At 65.2% G+C, this 18,368-nt stretch carries 18 protein-coding genes and 1 pseudogene; 13 read left to right on the top strand and 6 right to left on the bottom strand.

Features of this window, described 5'->3' with window-relative positions; genetic code table 11:
- The first annotated feature begins 169 nt into the window (after positions 1-169).
- The 5 genes from M878_RS73585 to M878_RS73570 all read left to right on the top strand — a co-directional run bounded on the left by M878_RS73585 (position 170) and on the right by M878_RS73570 (position 5,718).
- Positions 170-613, top strand: a complete 444-nt coding sequence (locus M878_RS73585; protein ID WP_023549688.1) for a DUF6507 family protein — start codon at positions 170-172, stop codon at positions 611-613.
- Positions 576-2,789 carry a hypothetical protein gene (locus M878_RS48680; RefSeq protein WP_023549687.1) on the top strand — a complete coding sequence of 738 codons (2,214 nt, stop codon included), beginning with the start codon at positions 576-578 and terminating at the stop codon, positions 2,787-2,789. The genes M878_RS73585 and M878_RS48680 overlap by 38 nt, the downstream gene beginning before the upstream one ends.
- A gap of 27 nt (positions 2,790-2,816) precedes the next feature.
- Complete coding sequence (locus M878_RS73580) at positions 2,817-3,269, top strand: hypothetical protein (protein ID WP_031225611.1); 453 nt, start codon at positions 2,817-2,819, stop codon at positions 3,267-3,269.
- Between the two features lie 205 nt (positions 3,270-3,474).
- On the top strand, positions 3,475-4,212 hold the full coding sequence (locus tag M878_RS73575) for an immunity 49 family protein (protein ID WP_023549685.1): 738 nt from the start codon (positions 3,475-3,477) through the stop codon (positions 4,210-4,212).
- Positions 4,213-4,311: 99 nt separating this feature from the next.
- Entirely contained in the window at positions 4,312-5,718 is a 1,407-nt protein-coding gene (locus M878_RS73570) for a DUF6177 family protein (protein WP_031225609.1), read from the top strand.
- Positions 5,719-6,211: 493 nt separating this feature from the next.
- Here M878_RS73570 and M878_RS73565 read toward each other — a convergent pair whose 3' ends face one another.
- Entirely contained in the window at positions 6,212-6,754 is a 543-nt protein-coding gene (locus M878_RS73565; protein WP_023549683.1) for a DinB family protein, read from the bottom strand.
- Positions 6,755-7,400: 646 nt separating this feature from the next.
- Between M878_RS73565 and M878_RS000000101915 the strand changes: the two genes are divergently transcribed.
- Positions 7,401-8,039, top strand: coding sequence for an ATP-binding protein (locus tag M878_RS000000101915; RefSeq protein WP_106962749.1), 639 nt, complete (start codon positions 7,401-7,403; stop codon positions 8,037-8,039).
- 173 nt (positions 8,040-8,212) lie between these two features.
- A complete protein-coding gene (locus M878_RS97670; RefSeq protein WP_158692747.1) occupies positions 8,213-8,443 on the top strand; it encodes a tumor necrosis factor receptor family protein in 231 nt (76 codons plus the stop codon).
- A 366-nt stretch (positions 8,444-8,809) separates the two neighbouring features.
- Here M878_RS97670 and M878_RS73560 read toward each other — a convergent pair whose 3' ends face one another.
- Positions 8,810-10,516, bottom strand: a complete 1,707-nt coding sequence (locus M878_RS73560) for an IS1182 family transposase (protein ID WP_245238185.1) — start codon at positions 10,514-10,516, stop codon at positions 8,810-8,812.
- A 153-nt stretch (positions 10,517-10,669) separates the two neighbouring features.
- Here M878_RS73560 and M878_RS73550 point away from each other — a divergent pair.
- Positions 10,670-11,469 (top strand): IS5 family transposase gene (locus M878_RS73550; RefSeq protein ID WP_245238410.1). Its coding sequence is split into 2 segments (ribosomal slippage): positions 10,670-11,008 and positions 11,011-11,469, totalling 798 coding nucleotides; the frame shifts between segments, so codons are not numbered across the junction.
- A 46-nt stretch (positions 11,470-11,515) separates the two neighbouring features.
- Complete coding sequence (locus M878_RS000000101910) at positions 11,516-11,998, top strand: hypothetical protein (protein ID WP_425347905.1); 483 nt, start codon at positions 11,516-11,518, stop codon at positions 11,996-11,998.
- A 133-nt stretch (positions 11,999-12,131) separates the two neighbouring features.
- Here the strand turns inward: M878_RS000000101910 and M878_RS73540 are convergent, their stop codons facing one another.
- Complete coding sequence (locus M878_RS73540; RefSeq protein ID WP_158692746.1) at positions 12,132-12,512, bottom strand: hypothetical protein; 381 nt, start codon at positions 12,510-12,512, stop codon at positions 12,132-12,134.
- Between the two features lie 306 nt (positions 12,513-12,818).
- Here M878_RS73540 and M878_RS92380 point away from each other — a divergent pair, with 306 nt between their 5' ends.
- Positions 12,819-14,045, top strand: coding sequence for a NucA/NucB deoxyribonuclease domain-containing protein (locus M878_RS92380; RefSeq protein ID WP_078630358.1), 1,227 nt, complete (start codon positions 12,819-12,821; stop codon positions 14,043-14,045).
- Positions 14,046-14,093: 48 nt separating this feature from the next.
- Here the strand turns inward: M878_RS92380 and M878_RS73535 are convergent, their stop codons facing one another.
- Together M878_RS73535 and M878_RS73530 are read right to left on the bottom strand one after the other, a co-directional pair.
- Positions 14,094-14,480 carry a hypothetical protein gene (locus tag M878_RS73535; protein WP_158692745.1) on the bottom strand — a complete coding sequence of 129 codons (387 nt, stop codon included), beginning with the start codon at positions 14,478-14,480 and terminating at the stop codon, positions 14,094-14,096.
- A gap of 302 nt (positions 14,481-14,782) precedes the next feature.
- Positions 14,783-15,061 (bottom strand): hypothetical protein, encoded by a 279-nt coding sequence (locus M878_RS73530; protein WP_023549674.1) that lies wholly within the window; start codon positions 15,059-15,061, stop codon positions 14,783-14,785.
- A 119-nt stretch (positions 15,062-15,180) separates the two neighbouring features.
- Here M878_RS73530 and M878_RS73525 point away from each other — a divergent pair, with 119 nt between their 5' ends.
- Positions 15,181-15,861 carry an HNH endonuclease family protein gene (locus M878_RS73525; protein WP_106962864.1) on the top strand — a complete coding sequence of 227 codons (681 nt, stop codon included), beginning with the start codon at positions 15,181-15,183 and terminating at the stop codon, positions 15,859-15,861.
- An 87-nt stretch (positions 15,862-15,948) separates the two neighbouring features.
- Here M878_RS73525 and M878_RS48670 read toward each other — a convergent pair whose 3' ends face one another.
- A complete protein-coding gene (locus M878_RS48670) occupies positions 15,949-16,620 on the bottom strand; it encodes a hypothetical protein (protein ID WP_031225603.1) in 672 nt (223 codons plus the stop codon).
- Positions 16,621-17,011: 391 nt separating this feature from the next.
- Between M878_RS48670 and M878_RS73520 the strand changes: the two genes are divergently transcribed.
- Together M878_RS73520 and M878_RS48665 are read left to right on the top strand one after the other, a co-directional pair.
- Positions 17,012-17,578, top strand: a complete 567-nt coding sequence (locus M878_RS73520) for a hypothetical protein (protein ID WP_023549671.1) — start codon at positions 17,012-17,014, stop codon at positions 17,576-17,578.
- Positions 17,579-17,628: 50 nt separating this feature from the next.
- Positions 17,629-18,309, top strand: a pseudogene (locus M878_RS48665) (IS5/IS1182 family transposase); the annotation flags it as partial.
- Between the last annotated feature and the right edge of the window lie 59 nt (positions 18,310-18,368).

Below are 18,368 nucleotides of genomic sequence, written 5' to 3'. Positions count from 1 at the left end.
GTGGAGCCGGTTTGGTGACCGTGCTGGGCGGGCAGTTCGGACGCCTTTGGCTTGAAGTGCGTCATCGCTAGAACCGGCGGCCTGAGATGAAGATCCTGTTGTCAGTGTCGTGTGTGATGCTGGCCCTAGCCGAAGAAGCGTACAGCCGGGGTAGAACGTGGGGGTTGGCATGACGGGCTGGGACATCACTCCCAGCGGGGTGGAGTCCATTCTGTCGTTGGTGGGTCTTGCCGCCGATGATCTGGGAAAGGACGTCAAGGGCTACGGGACGAGTGTGCAGGAAGCGGCCTGGTCCGCGGGCACGATCAGCGGTCCGTACTGCGGGACGGCCCCCGAGGGGCCGGTGAGTGCGGCAGTGGCGAACTTCGTGTCCAACACCGAGGGCCAGATCACGTTCATCGCGGCCCGCATCAAGAAGACCATGGACGGGACGGTCAAGGCCACCACCGAGTACGTAGAGGGTGACCTGACTATGGCCGCGCGGGCTCAGCGGGAGGCGTCGAAGGCACCCACCCCGGCTGAGCTGCATGCCGTGGAGCAGCCGGCGGACCACAACGGGGGGGGAAGTAGCCGGCGTGATCGATCCGGGCGGTATACCGCAGTACACAGGTGACTTCACCAAACTGGACAAGGCTGTCTCCGATCTGCGCAAGCGCGCTGTCGGCATCCGTGACGCGGGGCAGAACGTGCATTCCCGCTTCCAGGCCACAGCCGCGTACTACAAGGCCCCGGAGGCCGAGCAGCTTCTGTCCTCCACGCAGCCGGTGATGGACACGGCCGACGACTTGGCCGCTGACATCGAGTCCCTCGCCAATGCCCTGGACACCTTCGCTTTCGAGGCCAAGCCGCACGCCGACAAGCTGAAACAGCTGGCCCTGGACGCCATCGCCTTCGTCAACAGCGTCCAGGGCAACGACGACTGGACCCAGGACCAGGACAAGGTCGACAAGCACCAGGCGCTGATGGACGGCGTCGCGGCGGCGGTCGAAGGCTTCCAGGAAGCCGAACGCAACGCCGCCACCAAGATCGACGCGATCGGCTCGGCGGTGTGCCGGCCCGCGTGGGTCGTGGACGACGGCAGCCACGGGGCCCACATGTACGGCGTGAGCGCCTCCATGCTCAAGAACGCGAAGGACCTGCCGTGGGGCAGCCCGGAAGGGCGCACCTACGAACGCTGGAGCCTGGACTGGTGGGGCCACGGCATCAAGAGCTGGGCCTGGGACGGCATCGTCAAGGACAGCATCTGGGGCGGGTTCGTCGGCCTGGGCGTCTTCGAGGACAACATCCTGGGCATCAACGGCTCCGAAGCACAGCACCAGACGTGGGACGGTCTCAGGCGGACCTTCGTCGGCGCGTACGCCTACGGCATGGACGCCCTCGGCCAGGGCGATCACCTCTCGGACTGGCAGCGCGGCAGCGAGGCGTACGCCAAGGAGTTCGGCAAGCAGTTCATCGCCTACGACATGTGGGACGAGGACCCGGCCCGCGCCCACGCCGTCACCACCTTCAACCTCCTCACCGTGATCGGGGGTGCCGGCGGGGTACTCGGCAAGCTCGGCAAACTCAGCAAGGCGGGCAGGTTGGCGGAGACCGCCAGCACTGTGGCCAAGGTCGGTAACGTCCTGGACCCGATCTCCGGCGCCGCGAGGGCGGCGAGAGCCGTCTCTGATCTGCCGAAGGTTTCGGAGGTGCTGGCCAACGTCAGCGACCGTCTTCGGCTACCTTCGGCGAAGTTCCCGGAGGCGATACTCGACCTCAATGATCGCTACCGGGTGGGCAAGGATGGCCAGCTCATCCCTGTCAACGCCGACGGCACGCCAAACCTTGCTGAGGCCCCGCACGAGCCTGCCGCTGCCGACCGTGGCCATGGCGGGGCGTCGCAGAGCCACTTGCCCTCAGATTCATCACGCGGCGCAACGGATGCTTCCGCCCACTCGAACCGATCGCACGAGTTGGTCGGGACCGGGGCCCGGGCGGAGCATGCCGCCGGCTCCGCCCATACAAGTGGGCAGCCATCGGAGCAGACACGCGGACACTCCAGCGGTCACTCGGCATCACGCGAAGGCTCATCTAGCGGGTCTGCCGCTACAGAATCGTTGGGACGGTCTGGAGCCGGTGGCGGAAATGGCGGGCACGGCTTCCCGGGGACTGGGCACGGCTCTCACGGTTCCGAACCCGATCATGGCTCGGCCGACCACGATGCCGCGGATGCGCAGGAGACGCATGATTCATCCGCCGATGTGGGCAGCCACTCGTCCGAAGCGCACCATCACGGCGGCTCCGACGGCGAACCCGATTACACGCGCCGTGCGCTCCCGCCGGGTACCGCTGACAGAACTCTGCGTGAGATGCGGAGCATGCGCCACAGTCGGGAACGGTACAAGGGCGCTGAGGACTACGTTCGCAAGGTTGCGGGCGGTGCACCGGAGCGGCACTATCGCGTACCCACCCACGACCACCCTTACTACCCTGTGGAGGCGCCTGGTGGCCGCAATGTGGATGTCCCGGTGGATATGCCGGGCGGCCGTACTCTGGCTGTGGAGGTAAAGCATTATCTTGGATGGAGAACGATTAAACTTAAGGATGGCAGCACCCGCCCGGTGAGGGGCGAAGTTCCCCTGAATGAGGGCATCATTGAGCAAATCAACAAGGACCTGACACTAAGACGCCTGAACCCCAGATTCGATCCACGCTGGCTCTTCCTGCATGCGCCTCCGTCACAGGCGCTGAGGGACTACCTCATACAGGCTCGTATCATCTTCATCGAGTACGGCCCGGCCCCCAAGTAGCTCTGAATCCCACGAAAGGAACACAGCGTGGTAAACGCAAATGAACCCGACCTCCAAGGCTGGAGTGAGGAGAGGCGCCGGAACGCCATTGAAGTTGCGGATATGCTCGGGGTGCCGCCCGAAATGTATACCAGCGACCCCATGAGTGTCATTCCGGCCTTGGATGATTACGTGTCCCGCGCCCCTCTGAGCGAATTCGAGGAATCCGACTGGATCACTCTACACTTGGACCTTGCGTCCTACGTCGCAGACTTCCTCATCCAGAAATATGGAGCGCACTGGACCGTTGTGGACGATCCCGCGGGGGCCGCCGGGTTCCGCTATGTCATCGAGGTAGTCGGACTCGACGGGCAGACTCGTCGGGTCGACCCCATCGATGTCGTGGCGAAGGAATTCGCCAACCGCCCGATCGAAATTGTGCGGATGCTGGCCAGCGCAGAACTCACCTTGAACCTGTCATCACAGGCCGACGAGGAATGAGCACGGCCCAGAAATCTGCAGGACGGCTGAAGGAGCCGGACCAAATCCTAGTTAGCTTCAGCATCGGCAACGGGACATAGAGGTGGCGGTTTACGTACCGCGGCACGTATTCCCTGTCGAGGGCGCCGAAAACCGTGCGGAGAAGCTCGACAGGAGCGCCTGTCGGAGGATCGACGGCCTTGAGCGGTCCCCGGACGGTTTCAACATGGCGCTGGGTACGTCGCTGCTCGCGGCGCACACCCACTGTGCCGCCGATCCCAGGGCCGCTCAGCTGCCGACCTGGGAGGCGTGGGTCGCGGCCATGCAGGTGGGTTCGGCCCTGTTCATCGCGGCCACCGCCACCGGGGAGACGGTGCCGTGCCGGATTGCCGACAAGCTGCGCACCATCCAGGCCACCGGTCCACAGCACTACACCGACGCGGGGAACTGGCTCACCGCGTTCTGGCTCGCGGTCATCTGCCGCGAACAGGAACGTATGACCCAGCTCATCCACGTGTCCCTGTCCCTGTTGCGAGCCTCGGGTGCGGTGTTCGACGACTACGTCTACGCCTGGGTCGAAGCCCTGCAGGTGGCGTGGCGGCAGGGCGGCGACCTCGGTGAGCTGCTGACCGCAGCGATGGACGGTACAGCTCCGGACTCCCTGCGCGTGCCCGACCAGGAACTCCTGCTACAGGTGCTGTATCCGCCGATCAACCTCTTCCATCGATATGTCGCCCGACAGCACGAGGAGTTCAACGAGGCGCTGTCCGATGCCCTGCACTGGCACAAGGAGTACTGGAGCGAGAACGAGGAACGCAGCGGCAGCAGCTCCGGGCTCGTCGCTCTCGGCCCCCTGGCCGTCGCCTGCCTCGCCCGTGACGCGGGTTTCCCGATCGAGGTCGAATCGGAGTATCTGCCCAAGCACCTGTTGACGGGCAGCTGGCTCAACGAGTTCGAGACGTGAGCCGATTGGACACCGCCGTGTGACACTGCCCGCCTCCCCCTGTGGCTGACGCTTCGACTCGGACAAGCCATGCGTTTCCAGTGCCTCAGAAAGCAGCTCATGACCCGCGATGCCATCGCCCTCACCCCACAAATGCCGGACGTCAAAACCCTCCTGGCCGCTCTGCACGCCGGCGGCCCCAACCTGCGCGTGAGTTCGGCCAGTGGCGGAGCCGTCGCGCAACTGTGCACGGACGAGGGGCAGGTCCTGGTGTCGGTCGAGGCCCCCCGATACCTCCAGGTGCCGGGTGAGACGGAGCGACTGCTCGGACCGGCCGCCCGGACAGACGGACCGGTGTGGTGGACGGAGACAAGGGCGACCACCGGGATCGCAGAGGCCGGACGCCTGGCCGGATCTGTCGCCGGCCGACTGGCGACCGTGCTCGGCGGCACCACCTGGCCGCGAGAGGCCGCTCACACCAGCGTCGTGACCATCCCCCCGTCCGGTACGACAGCCGCCGACCCCTCGGGCGTCGACGTGTTCACGGACAAGGCTGCGGTCGTCATTCAGGACCGCCCGTTCGTTGCTGCCACGACGTGGCTGACCGATGTCGTACGCACGACCCTGCAAACCGGACGCGACCTGCACATCATCACCCCACCCGGCTCCCGGCTCACCTTGCCCGCCCGAACCGTGCTGGACGGCATGCCCGCACGCTGGGTCGTACGCGATCCCGAAGCTGGCTACTACGACGGCCTCACCGGAGCCGTACTGCACTGGCACGACGGACACTTCACCCCCGCCGGCGACAACGCCCCTCAGATCGCAGACGCCTTCCGACCACCGCCCAACCCCAGTGGCGAACAGCAGCTGTTGCTGTCCTTCCGCACCATCCATCCCGCGGACGAGCGCCTCGTCCTCGGCGGCGCGCTGGAACACACCTGGCAGGTCCTCACTGGGGCACCACCCACCGGTTGGTCCACCGCCGAGCCGGTCAACGTGCCCTGGTCGCCAAGGCAGCTGACCGACCTGGCCAGAACGCGCGCCCGCCAGTCCCAGCCCACCTGGCTGATCGCCGTCGGCGCCCCCGACCACGCAGCGATCGCCACCATGCGCATGCTCCACACCCCCGCCGGCGTCGAAGAGCACATCACCCTCGCCCTCGGCTACACCGTAGGCGAGGACCCACCGACGAGCTCGCTGCCCGAGCTGGCCGAGTCGCTCGCGACCGAACACCGCCTGGCCACCATGGTCACCCAGCTACGAGCAGCGAGAGCCGACCTGACCGTGCCCGCACACCACGAACCGCCGCCGATTCCGCTCTCCCTCACGCTCGGCCCCGACGCCGTCGCAGAACTGGGACTCGACCACGCCAGCAGCGCCCTGCCCAGTGCCGCACCTCTCCAACTCGGCCCGGCCCGCCGCCCCGCCGTCCACTACACGATCGGCGACGGCACCGACCCAGCAGCGTGGCAGCGCCTGACAGAGATCAACAACTATCTGAAGAACAGCACCGGAGGTGACTGAGTCTCAACTGAGCCTTTTAACCGGGCTACTGATCTGGTGATGGTGAGGATGTCCGCAAAGCTCGGGCCCCGTGCCGATGTTGACCGCTACTCCACGGTGCGCCGAAAGTGCTCGATCGCGACGCCGAGCCAAGGAGCGGGCGGATCGGCGAGCAGCAGCGGGACACACGCGCTGCACGAGGGCACGAATTCGGGGCGCCCCAGCCTGACCCCGTGAGAGCGTGGTCGAACGGCAGCCAGGTCTTGGGTTCGTTGGAGAACCTCAGTCGCAGCCCAACGGAGGTCACGACGATCAGTACAGGGGTGTGGATCGTGTCCCTTGCCGCGATGTAGCCGATCACTGAAGCTTCGCCATCTTCGAACAAGCAGGTAGAAGGGCGATTAAAGATCGTGAGGCCTCTCGGCGGCAGCAGTCACGGAGCGTCATGGAGTCCACGTAAGCTACCGAAGCTCGATCGCCGGTTACCGAAAAGTCATATTCGGTGCGGTACGGCTCAGTCCTGCCAGCGGTAGAGGTCGCGCAGCAGGGAAATCTCGGCGCCGTGATGGATCAGCTCCCTGTTGACGTGCAGGACGATGCCCTCCAGGGGAAACCGCTCGGGACCCACCGTGGGCGGATTCTCCAGGTCAGCGTCCGAGAGCTCGCGGACCCCCGCGTTCCATCTCCCATACATCTCATCGAGCTGTTTTAGTGCCTCGTCAGCGGTCCCCGCGTAGGCGAATGTCTGGGAGTCGACGTCTTGGCCGCCGAAGTGCCATCCGACCCGATAGCCCAGGCACGAGACGATGATGTGCGCCAGCCGCCAGGCAATGGTGGTCACCGGCGCCGGCACCGGGGCAGGGGACGCGGAGTCCATCGTCCATTCCCCCGAACCTGCCGACATCGGTGCGGCCGACGTGCCACGTGGGCGGATGCTCCAGCAGCCGCGCACCGGCTCCCAGAGGTACTCGTCGTCGGTAAGACCGTCCAGCCGTGGCCGCAGGTTCTTGCGCCAGTGCCAGTCCAACTGCTCCGCGAGCCGCTCGCTTCTTGTCATTTCCGCACACTACATACAACGGGGACCTGGCTGCGACCCTCGCGGACGCCGTCGCTGGCCGTGGGCCGCGAGAGCGTACCGCACCGGGAGATGACGCTGGGGGCTGATGTGCCCTTCGGGCCGTGCCGCCGCGAGCGGTTGCTTGAAATTAACAACCCGGCTGGCTGGGTTGGGTTCAATGACCCAAATGTAACTGTCTCGACCGATGACATGACGGATGATCAAGATCGCCGACTCCCGCCCGTGATCAGCATGAGTACCCCGAGCGAGCGCCACGCCAGAGTCTCCGACCTGCATGTTCGAAGATGGCGAAGATTCAACGAGCCTCCTCCAACTTCGAACCCACATGCCATCGGGTCTGGTGGAAGGCCGGCAGCAGCGTAGTCGCGTAACAGGCCGACACCCGTAGTCTGGTGATGGAGCGCCAGACACTCTTCAGCGAGTAGACAAGAAGTTCAGTCTCGGCCGTGATATCACCGCAGCGATAGGGACTAGGGCGACGCATGGTCCATGGTGGTCATCCGCCGCTGCCGGGACAGATGTACTGGTTCCTCTGCGGGGCTGCCAGGTGAAGTCGGCCTGCGATCCGTTCACCTACCGGAGATCGCGTTTACGCCGTAGCCCCTGACCGTCGAGAGGTCTAGCCATGTCGCGCCGGCTCGAAGAATCGCCCTACGCGTTCACCGTCCCGCCGCTGGAGGAAGCGGTACCCGTCGCACGAAGCAGCGTTGCGCACCGCGCTCGAGAGCTCGGGTTTCCCTTGGATTCTCCCTTGTTTGACGACCTGAAGTTGCTGACGACGGAAGTGGTGACGAACTCGATCACGCACACGCAGGCCTCGTGTGTGGTGTGCGTGCGCTGGACCGGCGAGAGGCTGCGCGTGGAAGTCACCGATGTCGAGACCACGTTGGTGAGCCCGTCCTGTGCCGAGCTCAGGGATGAGAGCGGGCGCGGTTTGCTCCTCGTGGACGCGTTGGCGACAGCGTGGGGGAGCCAGCCCTGTCCCGGGGGAAGACGACATGGTTCGAGTTGGTGGTGCCCGCCGTCGCGGAGGCGTCCGCAAGTATGGGACTCTCGCGCGCGCTCTGGAGGGGAGACCGCCGTACGACAAGTTGCTCTGGCAACAGAGCTCCTGCGTCTGCTAAGCCCGGGGTCATCGTGCACGCGTCCGCGAGACTGGAGCACCAAGCTGCTTGAGTTCGCTGACCCTTTGTGTTCGCCTCATCGTTGCCGGGTTCTGCTGTCGAAATGGGCACAGGATGCAACATTCAACAGAGAGCGGTAGATCGAGCATCCTCCAGCACGCCAGTCTGGTGCTCCGGCTCGCCGTGGTCGCCCCCCGATGGTGTCCCACTGAGTGGTGTAGCCCGGTCCGCCTCAAATCCCGCAAGGCGGTCCTGGGTCACGGTTGAGTCTCCTTGATCGCTGACAGCCCGAGTGGCGTTTAGAGTGCGGGGCATGTCTCGAAGATGGTGGATACGGCAGGTTCTCGTTGTGGTCGGCTTTGCTGCTTTTGCGGCAATCACGAACATTGCCCAGCATCGCAGTTGGCCAGTGGTGATCGGTTGGGCACTCGGCGTCGTGCTGCTGAGCGGCTTGGCGGCGCTAAATGTGTTGTGGCATCAGCGGTACCGGCCGGAGAAGTTCGAGAAGTTCCGGGCCAAGGCTGAGGCTCGGTATCAGCGGTAGTCCAGGCGAGAGCCGCCCAATGGAATATGCACTCCGGGCGCCAAGTGCTGCCGGAACGGATCATTCTAGCGACGTGCGACGCCGCGAAACCTGCCGGGTTACACCACTCGGCGGAATGCCACTCTATTCCCCACCCGGCGGGCAGACGGCCCGCCATAGACGGTTCGGATGATGCGAGATCGGTCCCTGCCCCGGAGCCCTCCGGCTCGCGCCCGACGTCACCATTACACATCCGCCTCCAGCGCCAGGCCATTGACCTCCGCGGCCATGCTGTGCTCGACCTGCCGGAGCCGACCACGCAGCCCGATGACGGCGACGACCCGTCGCCTTAGCTTGACTCTGTCGGGGATCTTGTAGTCGTCGAGGTCAACTACCCAGGGTGCGCCAGGACTTCAGTCGAGGAATCTCGCGTTGGTCGAGGTAGTTCTGGAAGGCAGTAGGCTGGCGGGGCGTGGGTGCTTCCACGGCTGGTGGCAGTCCGCTGAGGCGCTCGATGTTGACGGCGATGGCGGTCAGGACGTGCTGGACGTGGGCCTTTCCCTGTCCTCGGTAACGGCAGCGTCGCATGCCGTGTCCGTGGGCGAACTCGTTGACCGTGCCCTCCACCCCGGAGCGGACCGCGTAGCGGGCCTTCCACTCTGGCGTCTGTTGCTCGGCGCGGACGCGGAGTTGCATGTCGCGGAGCTCTCGTGGGGGAAAGCCCACGGTGCGGTGGCTTTCGCGGGAGGTGGTGCATTGAGCGCGAGCCGGGCAGGGCTGGCACTGGCTCTTGGTGAACCGGGCCACGATCAGCGGGGCCGCGGTGGGCGAGGAGGTCGGGTAGGGGCCGTGCCAGCCCTGGCTGGCCTGTCCCTGGGGACAGGTGACCTGCTGACGATCGAAGTTGATGTGGAAGTCGTCCCGGGCGAAGCCCTCGCCTCGGCGGTGCTGGCGGGTGGGGTTGCTCTTCAGCGGCCCGGAGACGGTGACCTGATGTTCACGGGCGGCGTGTTCCAGGTGGGGCAGGGAGGTGTAGCCGGCGTCGACCAGGTGCTCGGCGGGCAGCAGTCCGCGACGGGACAGGCGGGTGTGGATGCCGGGCAGGACCTGGCTGTCGTGTGTGGTAGCCGCGGTGGTGGCGACATCCGTGATCACGTTGGGGCCCTCGGGAGCGCAGGTCTCGGTCAGGTGAGCGGTGAACCCCTTCCAGCTGATGATGTGCCCGTGCCGTGCGTAGCGGGCCGAGGTGTCGTAGGGCGAGACGATCGCCCTCGACGACGGCGGCAGACCCGCCCCGCCTTCCTTCTCGGCGGTGCGCCAGCGCAGGTGCCCAGCAGCATCACGGTGGTAGTTCTGCACCATGATCTGCCGCAGAGCCTGGACACGAGGACCGGACATGAGATTCACTCCGCGCCGGTGGAGGTGATCCAGGAGCCGGACGGCGTCGCTTCCGGTGGCAAGAATCCTGGTCATGGGCTTGGTGGGGTTCTTCCCCAGGCGGACCGGCCGACCGTAGCGCAGCCCCCAGTCCTCATCGACCAGCTCGTCCAGCAGGTGCGGGGAGATGCCGGCGACCTCTTCGAGAGCGGCGCGAACCGCCTCGGTGACCAGCTCCAGGCGGGTCAGGTCACGCACCGCGGCCAGGACGTGCGTGGAATCGGTGCGCTGTGTGGTGCGTTCACGCACGAGCCCGGCGTCCTTGAGCCGGACCAGCGCGAGGTCCAGGAGCCGGTCGGCACGGTCGCCCTCGGCGAGACGCTCGCGAAAGTCGGAGAGCACGCTGTGGTGGAAACCGGGGTCATCGAGCTCCAGCGCGAGGGCGTATTTAAAGTCGATGCGGCAGCGCACCGCCTCGGCAGCCTGCCGATCCGAGAGGCCGAGTAGGAACTGCAGCACGCAGACCGTGGCCAATTGAGCAGGTGAGAGGCCCGGACGACCGTCGCGCGGGTACCAGTCGGCGAAGTCCTCGTCGTTCCACAGTCCGTCGAGGCGGTCACGTACCCATATCGCCGTCGTACCGCCCGGGTTGCTCGCCCGCGTGATCTGCGCAGTCAGAGGCGGGACTTGCTCACCGGGACGGGGGCGCAGGGACAACGAGCACCTCGACAACTGCATCGGTCTTCGGAACAGTCCGAGCATGCCCGCTGATCACGCCGCCGCGCCGGGAAACTACAAGATCCCCGACAGAGTCAAGCTCAGACACCGTTTCTTTTGGTGTGATCGTTCGTTGAATCGTGCATTACGGATCTGGTTGAGCGGCTGGTGCCGGACGAGTTATGGGTGTTGTTCCGGCGGGTGGTGCCGCCGACGGAGGTGAGGCGTCCGCAGGGCGGGGGCCGACGTCGGGCGGGTGATCGCGAAACGCTTGCCGCGATCATCTTCGTGGCCACCTCGGGCTGTACCTGGCGGCAGTTGCCGCCGGTGTTCGGACCGGCCTGGCCCACGGTCTACCGGCGATTTGCCCAGTGGAGCCGGGACAGGGTCTGGGCCAGGCTCCACCGCGTCATCCTGGACGAACTCGGCAGCCGTGGCGAGTTGGACTGGTCACGGTGCGCGATCGACTCGGTCAGTGTCCGGGCCGCAAAAGGGGGCCACTGACCGGACCGAATCCGACCGACCGTGGCAAGTTGGGATCGAAGATTCACCTCATCACGGACCGGAGCGGACTGCCCCTGTCACTGGGGATCTCCGGCGCCAACATGCACGACAGTCTCGGTCTGAAGCCGCTCGTGCGTGGGATCCCGCCCATCCGTTCCCGCCGCGGGCCCCGCCGCCGACGCCCCTCCAAGCTCCACGCAGACAAGGGCTATGACTACGACCACCTGCGGAAATGGCTCCGTGAACGAGGCATCCGGCACCGTATCGCCCGCAAGGGCATCGAGTCGTCCACGCGGCTCGGCCGTCACCGCTGGGTGGTCGAGAGGACCGTGTCCTGGCTGGCCGGCTGCCGACGCCTGCACCGCCGCTACGAGCGAAAGTCGGAACACTTCCTCGCCTTCGTCGGTATATCAGCAGCCCTCATCTGCCACCGCCGACTCACCAAATGAAACGGCGTCTTAATCGGGGCGCTTCGGCAGGATACGACCGGCGAGAATGGCACCTCATCGCACCGGCTGTCGTTGTTCCACAAGACCTTTGAAGGGCCCTCAGTTCCATGACCGACCATCGCATGCTCACTGGAGACCGACCCACCGGAAGGCTGCACCTCGGCCACTAGGTGGGCAGCATCGCCAACCGGGCGCAGCTCCAGCACAAGTACGAGACACGTTCCTGATCATCGCCGACCTGCACATGCTCACCACCAAGAACACCCGGGAGGACATCGCCAAGGTCTCCACCAACGCCCTGGACATGGTCCTGGACTCCCTAGCGGCCGGCATCAACCCGGCCCGGGCGACCTTCTACCTGGAATCGGCCATCCCCGAGGTCAGCGAGCTCAACACCCTGTTCCAGAACCTGGTGACCGTACCGCGCCTGGAACGCGTGCCCAGCCTGAAAGACATGGCTCGGGACTCGGGCAAGGAAGAGATGCCGTACGGCCTGCTCGGCTACCCTGGGTCTCCCGCACGAGGTTGATCACCTGTTCGGCTGCTTGCAGACCGCTCGTCATCCGAAGTCCTTCGCCCTGCTCATCCAATAGTCCTGTGCGGCGCCAGGGCCCCGCCGAAGCCGAAAGCTTCGGCGGGGCCTGACGGACCGATGGATCCGATTACTCGGTTGTGGCAGCCTGGCCTACTGTCACCATCAGGCCGCCCACCAGGGCGAAAAGGTTCTCGCGGTAAAACCCGAGCTGCTCGTGGAAGCCCTCCTCCGAAGCGAACATGCAGTACACGGACGTCAGCACGGCGTGCAGAGTATGCAGTTCCCCGGCTGAGAGAACCACATACTCACGATCACCGGCACTCTGGATCCTGCCGTGGAGTTCTTCCAGTTGCTGTCTACCACACCCGGCCCACACCTGGAGTGCAGATTCGCCCTCCCGCCTGTAGGCGAGCGAGAGCAGTGCCTCGCCGACGAGGTCACGCTGTGCCCCGACGAACCGCACGGCGAACCCGTTCCCCTCTCGCCGGACGAACGGTTTGCCTCTCACGGTGTTCCTCCTCCGGATTCAGCGGCACGTACTGGCCGATGTCCGCATCTAAGCCTCTGGTTCACGGCGGGAATTAGCCAGCGATTCGCTGTGAACCGGTCTACCTTTGCGGCTGGAGGTTGACATTTTGCCGCCTGATGGCCAGTAAAGCGCCCAGCGAGAAGACGTTCCAAAGAGAACTCCTGTGTGGGGTTGATCACTCTTGAAGGCATCGACCCTGCCAAGATCACGAGCCGTCTATGTTGGTCGAGACCACATCTCCAGGGGGTATCTGTGAGACCTGCCAGATGGGTTTTGCCTGTCGTCATGAGCGCCGTTGCTGTGCTGCTGTCGCCTGCGACGGCGTTCAGCGTCAGCGATCCGAAGTCGGACCACATCACCTATACGGCGACCTATACGCCGTTGGACGAGTCAGGCTCTCTCCCGCCCGGCGCCTCGGATGGGGCTTCGGGCGTCCGAGCCGGCGGCGGGGGGAGGCCTCCGGGCACAAACTTTAACTATGACGACGTCACCTACGGCGAGTGCATCAAACACGGCAACACGAACGGCCAACCGAACTGGGTCAAAAACCACTTCGCCTTGTGCCGCCGGGGCACCGTCCAGGTCGTCGGTACAGATGTCGACACTGGTGAGCCGGTCGGGACGCTCACCTACGTGGAGACGATCGTCGGGTACGCCTTTCAGGGCGAGCGAACTGTCGCCTTTGACCAGTACTTCGACAACATCCAGAGCACCGGCACCATCAAAGACAAGACAACTTTTTTGATCAACAGGTGGAACGAGGCCAACGGGAACGGCCCCATCCTGCATAAAGGGGAAAAGCATAACGGTGTCACGCAGGTCTCGGGCGGCTTCCGAGGTGAGGTCGGCTCAGCGAAGGAAGACCCCAGCCTCACAAGCTGGAAGCGTGACAACATGGAAATTTTGATCTTCGACGAAGACGAAGCCTCCGGCACCGGCAAGGACAAAGTCCACACTTTCAACTTCGTTCCGGCCACCTTCTTCATCTCGGACGGAAGCCACAACGTCCAGCTCCCCGAACCCGAGATCACAGTCCGGTTCGACAGTGCGCCCTACCTGAAGTACAAGAAGGGCAGCATCTTCACGGACATCCGCGCGACTATGAACTACGACCGCGGCAATGCCGATGTCAAGGAGACAGCGCAGCACATCTGGGACGCACAGAACCGTCCGGAGATCACCGTCCCGAAGAAGGCTGGCAAGAAGATCCCGGGGGGCCTCTCTTCCATGCCTCTGCACCGGATCTTCTACGACACGAAGCTGCGGGATCGGAACCGCGACACTGCGCGGGCGGCCTGCCAGGCGGAGTGGCCGAACTACTCCAGTGACGGCAAGGACTGTGACGAGTACCCCTTCAGCACTACAAAGGAAGGGGCCTACAACGCCAACGGCAACTTCTCCGCGCGAGCTCTGACGAGCAAGGACAACCAGAAAGCGGGGTCCCAGCTCTCCGCCTGGTACAACGACGACCGCATCCTGGACGGTGATGCCTTCTACGTTCACGTGAGCTAGTCACCGCTGCGGCGGGGCGGCCGACTCGCGGCTGCCCCGCCGACCGCGTTATCTCCACAGCTGGATGACGAAGCTCTCGAAGAGTCGGTACGCGTCTAGCTCTTCAGCAGGGTTCTCTTGCTGAGATCCCATCCACACGCGTACGCGGTAGGGGCCAGCACTGGTAAGTGCATACTCGTCTGACTGTGGTTCTTGCATTAGGCTGATCAGCTGAATTCGCTCGGACTCAAAGAAGACGGCGCTCGGCTCTCCCAAACTTTTGAATTCTTCTTCGGCTGGTGCATCGGGCGGCGAGTCCCATAGCTCCACCCTCACCTTGGCCCTCTGGTCTTCCAGATCGGACGCAACCACCACGGAGCCTTCGTGGGCCAGAAACGCCGAGTTGTCCGGGATCTGCGAGAACGTCTCTTCTCTCTCTGGGTCGGTGTCAGCCAAGGCGAACAGGTGACGTTCCACTCGTACAACCGACGAAAACGAGCCTTGTAGCCCCACTTCACCCTCCCATGGCTGAACGCCTCACCAGTATGCCAATGAGCAGGCGCCGCAGTTGCCTGGAAGCCGGTGGCCAGCCGCCTGTCTGGGGCACCTGTCACGCGAGGGGCGCGTTCGGCTGGTGTGGCGACATCGCCATGAACCTCGCTGTCCCGGTCGCGATGTCGCTCGCGCTCCGCGAGGGCCGCCCGGCCGCAGACCACGCTCTTCCGGGCCTGCGGGCATCCCGCGCAGCGCACGCCCGGTCAGCGTGGGGCCTCGGCGCCATCACCGCGACGAACACGCTCCAGCACGTCCCGATGGAGAGCCTTCAACCCACTGGGCGGGACGGGAGCGGGACTGCCGGTAAGGGTGTACCACTCGTCCGCTTGCGCGTACTGGATCTCGATCTGGGCTTGTCCATCGCCGAGCGGGGTCGTGGCAACGGTCAGTTGACCCGTGATGACGCCGACATCATCGGTCATGGCACCGCCAGGACCAGCCTCCACGTCGTCGACCAGCCGCTCCCGAGCCCGCTCGCTCATGTCGCCTCTCATGGCCTACGAGTGTCCACTGCTTCAACATCCGTGGTGCTGAACGGCACGCCGCGTTCGGAGCACGTTGCCCGCACTGCAGTTGCCGCTGCTGGTACTTGATACGCGTGATCATCTCCACTGCGTGGCGCCGCGCCGCCACCCTCGTACTGGTGTGCCTGGCCGGACTCCTCCCGGCCGTCACCACTCCTGCCTCCGCAGCCCCCTTGCCCTATTACAGTGCGCTGGCCCTGCGGCGCGACCTGCCTGAGCCGCCGGGCGCCGATGTCGCCCTCAAGGAGCTTGGCGAACTCAAGGTCGAAGAACCGCACCAGACGCCCGGTTACTCGCGGGCGAAGTTCCCACACTGGGCCAAGGTTTACGGGCAGTGTGACACCCGCGAAGTCGTCTTGGCGCGCGATGGAAAGGGCGTGACGCAGGACTCGCTGTGCCGGGCTGTCGCCGGCACCTGGTACAGCCCCTACGACAGCAAGACGCTCGACGCCGCCTCCAAGGTCGACGTTGACCACCTCGTCCCGATCTCCAACGCCTGGAAGTCCGGCGCGGATCTCTGGACTACGGACAAACGCAAGGCTTTTGCCAACGATCTGACGCACTCGCAGCTGATCGCCGTCTCCGCCAGCTCCAACCGATCCAAAGGCGACCAGTCCCCGGACCAGTGGGCACCGCCGAACAAGGATTACTGGTGCACCTACGGGCGTGCCTGGACCGACATCAAGTACGTGTATGGGCTGAGCATCACGGCACCGGAGAAGAAGATGCTCGGAACGATGCTTAACACCTGCGACTGAGAACGCTCGTCGGCAAGCCAGCCGACATCCTGAACCCGGCCTCTACCACCGAGGACGGGTTCAGGCGCGTCCGGGTGCGGCTACCCGTCACCCAAGGCCCAGCGACTGCAGCGCCGTCGTCCAGTCCGTGGCGATCGCGTTCTGCGCCGCCGTGAGCGTGACCTTGCCGGAGCAGACTGCGGTGTGCAGCTTCGTCTCCACCGGGTCCTTCTTGTTGTTGATCCCGCCGCCCGGCTTGTGGCCCGGGTCCGGCGGCTGAACCCAGAGATTGCGGGAGTCGTTCGGGTCGCCGCCCAGCTGAAGCGAAATATCGTGATCATATTCAGCATCCGCGGGGCTCCCCTTGTAGCCGTAGGACGCCGCGTTCAGCTTCTTCTCCTGGCCCGTGATCGAAGCCGGCGGTCGGATCCCCTTGGTGTAGCCGCCCTTCCGGCAGATCGTCTGCGCCAGGTTCGCCTGTGTGACCGCCGGCGAGGTCGCGCCCGGCGTGCACTTCGGATCCGGCAGCGGCTCCCCATCTTTGGTGAACCGGTAGTGGCAGCTGCCCGCCGGGGGCTGCTGTTGCACCGTGTAGGTCTTCTGCGGGCCAGCGCCCACGGGAAGCTTCCCCGACGAACCCGCCGTACCCGAGGGCCCGGCAGCCGATGCGCCGTTCTTCCCGGCAGCGTCCCCACCGGAATGGGACCCGGAGGGCAAACACCCTGCCAGCACCAGACAGGACAGCACCACCAGCGGCGTGGCGCGACGCAACGAACCCATGACGACCCCTCACAGAGCGGAACAGACTGAGCAGATACTGTCCCACCGAAGTCGCCGACCCACCGCCAGGATCCGGCGCAGAGGAGCACATGCGCGCATAAGGAGAAACCCTGCTGCGGGGCTTCGGAAGGAAGCGGCGGCTATGTCCTGTGCTCAACAGGCAGCGGGGGGTTCGCCGTGGGCGTGGGCGGAGCTGGGAGACGTTCGGCCCAGCCCGCACTGCACGTGACAGCGCCCGGTTCAATGAGCCGCTGGCGGTCTGGTCAGCCGGCAAGGCCACGATCGTCTTCATGGCGCTCGTGGCTGCCGGGCTGCTCAGCGGGTGGGGATCTTGCGCTTACTGGAAGTATTCTGCTATCGCTCAGTCGGCACAGCAGAAGGGAAGGCCGTCGTGGCGAAGCCACTGATCGTGGGCCGCAAGGAGTTCGCGAGGATCTACAACGTGGCGCAGACGGCCGTCAGCGACTTGTGGGTGCCTCGGGGCCTGGTCTCCTACGAGGACGCCGCGATCGTTTCCGGCAAGCCGTTCTGGCCCGGTGGCCTGGCGGTGGACTTCGCGCTGCCCCCCGGCAGTCGCGGCCGGCAGTTGGACGAGACCTTGCTCACCGAACTGGAGAAGGAACAGGGCGCTACGTCCCGTCCGAAGTCGAAGGGCGAGCTGCCGCCTCTCGTGGGTCTTCAGGAGTACGGTGCGCTCTTCGGGGTGACTCAGCAGGTTGCAGCATCGGCTCGTCGACGGGGCGGCGAGATGCTGCCCGCCGAGGACTACTGCCTGTCGGGGTCTCCTTTGTGGATGCTCTCGACGGTGCTCGACGCGGCGTCGGAGACCCTGAAGCACAGCCGTAAGGGCACGTGGCAGTTGCAGGAGATGGTCGTTGAGGCTCTCCGTGAAGGCCGGTACGACGGCCCGGGGTCGTCGATAGCGGCACGCGGCAATTACGGCGCGAAGAAGGACTGACACCAGAGGTTGTCTCGTAACCCGTGTGGCTGTTGGTGCGATGGTTGGGCATGGGTGCGGTGATTTCAGCGGATGATCCGAAGTGGATTGAGCCGTTCTCCGGGCTGACCGAGGTGCAGTTTGCCACGCTGGTAGCCCTGGTGCGTCGTCGCGGTGGCGACGTTCAGCGCGGCCGTCCCTGGCGACTGCCACTTGCGGACAGAGTCCTGTTGGTAGCGACGTACTGGCGCACGAACCTCACATTGCGCCAGGTGGCACCGCTGTTCGGAGTCTCGAAGTCCGCAGCCGACCGCATCCTCGATCCCCTCGCACCCCTGCTGGCCATCTCCCCGGCCCGCCGACCACGCAAGGACACCGTCTACATCGTCGATGGCACCCTGGTAGCTACCCGGGACCGCAGCATCGCTGCGTCCAGCAAGAACTACCGGTACTCGACCAACCTGCAGGTCGTCATCGACGCCAACAGCCGCCTGGTCGTGGCGATCGGGATCCCCTTGCCCGGCAGCCGCAACGATTGCCGGGCGTTCACCGAGTCCGGCGTCGACCGGGCCTGCCTCGGAGTCCCGGTCATCGCCGACGGCGGCTACCAGGGCACCGCCCTGCTCATCCCTCACCGCAAACGGCGTGGTCAGACACGTCTCAGCCCGCGAAAGGAGGTGGAGAACACCGCCCATCGCCGGGCCAGAGCCAGAGTGGAACACGCACTGTCCCGCCTGAAGAACTGGAAGCTGTCCGGGCCGCTTTGCGGCGTCCTTGACTGGGGAAAATTCTGACGGCGGCCTCGGCTTGG

The organism is Streptomyces roseochromogenus subsp. oscitans DS 12.976 (genome assembly GCF_000497445.1).
Lineage (GTDB): Bacteria > Actinomycetota > Actinomycetes > Streptomycetales > Streptomycetaceae > Streptomyces > Streptomyces oscitans.
Note: the sequence above shows the minus strand (reverse complement) of the source record. Positions and strands in the feature narration are given on the sequence as shown.